The organism is Ideonella azotifigens (genome assembly GCF_006519715.1).
GTDB classification, from domain to species: Bacteria; Pseudomonadota; Gammaproteobacteria; order Burkholderiales; family Burkholderiaceae_C; genus Ideonella; species Ideonella azotifigens.
Genome location: NZ_VIDT01000701.1, coordinates 1 through 2725 on the forward strand (window position 1 = coordinate 1; position 2725 = coordinate 2725).

Genomic DNA, 2725 nt, shown 5'->3' on the forward strand with positions numbered 1-2725 from the left:
GAACAGCTGCCACAGCCTGCGCACGACCCGCCAGGGATGCCAATCGCGTGCCGGCGCTGGCGTGCCGGTGCTGCGAGCCAGGGCGCTCACGTCGAGTGGCGCTGCCGAGTCTGCCGCGCTGCGGGCAGCGTCAGCGGTGGAGAAGGGTGCGGACATTGGATCCTGGTCCCGGTCGTGGAGCGAAACACCGACCGGACCTGCGCCGGCAATGGCATAGTGAAACTGGTGGAGCGCGGTGAAAACGGTTGAAGAGGCACGCAAGAAGATGGGATGGCAACAAGGGCGCGACCGGGTGCAGGACCGCCTCATGCGTTGCCATGTGCAGGCCTGCCTCGTCGCCGGCCGGCTTCGCGGCAGGCGGCGGCCACCTGAACAACCGGACGCGGCGCTGCAGCTGCGGGGCACCGAGCTTTGCGCGCAAACGCTGGCCCGCTTCAGCCAGGTCCGCGCTGCCTGCGGCGAACGTGCGCTGCTGGTGACACCGCCATCCCCCGCCGGGTGGGTGTGGTTCGAGGACTTGCGCTGCGCGATGCAGCACATCGGCGTGGCCGTGCTGCGCCTCGACGATGAACAAGGCCTGACGCCGGCGCTGGTCCGTGACTTCCAGCCCACCTTGATGCTGGGCCTGGACACCCACCGCCTGCACATGCGGCTGCAGGCGGTCGGGCTGGACCGCCCCTCGCGCTGCACACGCTTGCTGATCCCCGCGCGCGACGTGGCGGCATCGCTTGCGCCCTTGACCTTGGCGGAGGCACAGCGCATCGAGCGCACGGCCAGCGGCGCGGGTGCGGACATGCTGCTGTCGCTGCATGCCGAGCCGTTCATGCAGCGCACGGTTGGCGCGTGGCTGGCGCTGGGCAAACCTTTTGTGTGGCTGCCGCAGTCGGCCAGCCCGTTTCGCGACCGGCCGCATGGCGTGGCCCGTGAGTTCGATCATGTGCATCTGTCGGTGGCCAATCCGGAGCGCGTCCGGGCCGTGTGGCACACGATGCGCGACATCCTCTCTCGGCACCGCGGCCTGTTTGGCGAACGCGAGACCTGGGGCTTTGGCATGCCCCGCTTGCCGGTCGAGGCGCATGCCCGCTGCCAGGCCATGGCCCGCGTGTCGCTGGCACCGCTGGTCGCCCCGCTGCTCGAATCTGCCGGGGACCTGACGCAGCGCATCTATGCCGCAGCGGCCAGCGCGAGCTTCCAGATCACCGAACTCAGCCCCTTGACCCGGCAGCATTTCGATGCGGACGAACTCGTTGCCGTGCCGCGCCGGCCGCACGCGATGCGCGAGGCCTTCGAGCATTGGGTGGACGACCAAGCAGGGCGAGAGCAGGTCGCTCGCCTTGCGCTGGAGCGGGTCTATCGCGATCACACCAGCCTGCACCGGGCCGTGCAGCTCATTGACGACGTACAGGCCAGGCGCTGAGCAAGGGCAGCGAGGCCGTCCGCGTCCCCGTTCCGGTCTCCGTCCCGGTTCGTGCGGGCCGCCAGCGCATCCACCAGGCCGCGCCCGCCGGCAGCACCGCCGCGGCCGCCCAGGCGATGACGCTGGGATGCGGGTCGACCACGAAGATGCCCAGCTCCGCGAGGTAGAACCAGCCCACGGCGAGCATGCGATGGCCATGGGCCCGCCAGGCCGGGCTAGGCTTCGCCCGAAGGTCCTGGGCGGCCAGCAACGCCAGTGTCGACGCTGTCCAGGCAAACGCCAGCACGTCGACCAGCAAGCGCGTGGCCAGCAGGCGCGCGAAGCCTTCCAGCACGCCGCAGGCCACCAGCAGGCCGACGATGCCGAGCGTGCGCATCCAACGCCGCGAACGGAGAAACTGCGCGGCCCCGCTCAAGGCCAGCACCAGCGGCTGCAGCGCAAACAGCATGCCGAAGCGGTTGCGCGAATCCGCCGCCAGCCCCACGGCCAGCACGCTGCTGGCGACGACCAGCGCCACGAAGCCACGGCCGATCAGCGCATGATGCCGGCGCCACGGGGCGACATGGGCCGTCAACGCGGCCAGCCAGGTCAGCGTCACGCCGCACGACAGCAGCACATGGACCTGAATGACCAGGCCTCGTGCGTTCACCGAATGCCCTCGTGCTCCCGGACCTGCCGCGCTGGGCCAGGCCCCTCCGAGGGGTCAAGAAAGTTTGGGAACGGCCCTGCACTTTCCTGAGATGCCGGCACCACCCGCAGGAAGGCGTTCCATTCCAGCCAGGCCTGCCCGGCGCCGCGGAGCTGCAGGTCCAGTCCGTGGGCGCGGGCCACGTGGCGAATGCCCTCCTCGTCGCAGTCCTCCGAGACGATCATCAGCACCTCCGTGCGCCCAAGATCCAGTGCAGCCAGTTGCGGGAAGAGTGCGTGGAAATATTCGAAACCCTGGCCGCAGAACCAGGCACGCTCCGGCATCGAGCGCGGCGTGCGCGGGTAGTAGGGTGGCGTGATCAGCACGCAGTCCAGCGCAGAGGTCTGGATGCCCGCCAGCAGGTCCGCCAGCACGACCGTCAGCTGCAGGCCGTTCGCTTGCGCATTGGCAGCGGCATTCGCCACGGCGCCGGGGTTGATGTCCGACGCCAGCACCTGGGCGCCAGCCTCAGCCAGGGCCAGTCCGATGACCCCGCTGCCGCAGCCCATGTCGAGCACGCGCCGGCCTGGCCAGGGACCGGGGCCGTCGGGCGAAAGAAGCCACCGCACGAACATGGCCGAACTGAGCGTCGGCCCCGGTGGAAAGACGCCCGGGTCGAT

3 protein-coding genes are annotated in these 2725 nt (G+C 70.1%); 1 reads left to right on the forward strand and 2 read right to left on the reverse strand.

Features of this window, described 5'->3' with window-relative positions; translation table 11 throughout:
• Positions 1–235 precede the first annotated feature (235 nt).
• Complete coding sequence (locus FKP22_RS26495; protein WP_141290907.1) at positions 236–1417, forward strand: glycosyltransferase family protein; 1182 nt, start codon at positions 236–238, stop codon at positions 1415–1417.
• On the opposite strand, the gene FKP22_RS26500 is transcribed toward FKP22_RS26495, so the two are convergent.
• Positions 1389–2066, reverse strand: a complete 678-nt coding sequence (locus FKP22_RS26500; protein ID WP_141290909.1) for a hypothetical protein — start codon at positions 2064–2066, stop codon at positions 1389–1391. The genes FKP22_RS26495 and FKP22_RS26500 overlap by 29 nt on opposite strands.
• On the reverse strand, positions 2063–2725 hold a 663-nt coding region (locus FKP22_RS26505), incomplete at its 5' end, for a methyltransferase (protein ID WP_211361597.1). The genes FKP22_RS26505 and FKP22_RS26500, both read right to left, overlap by 4 nt.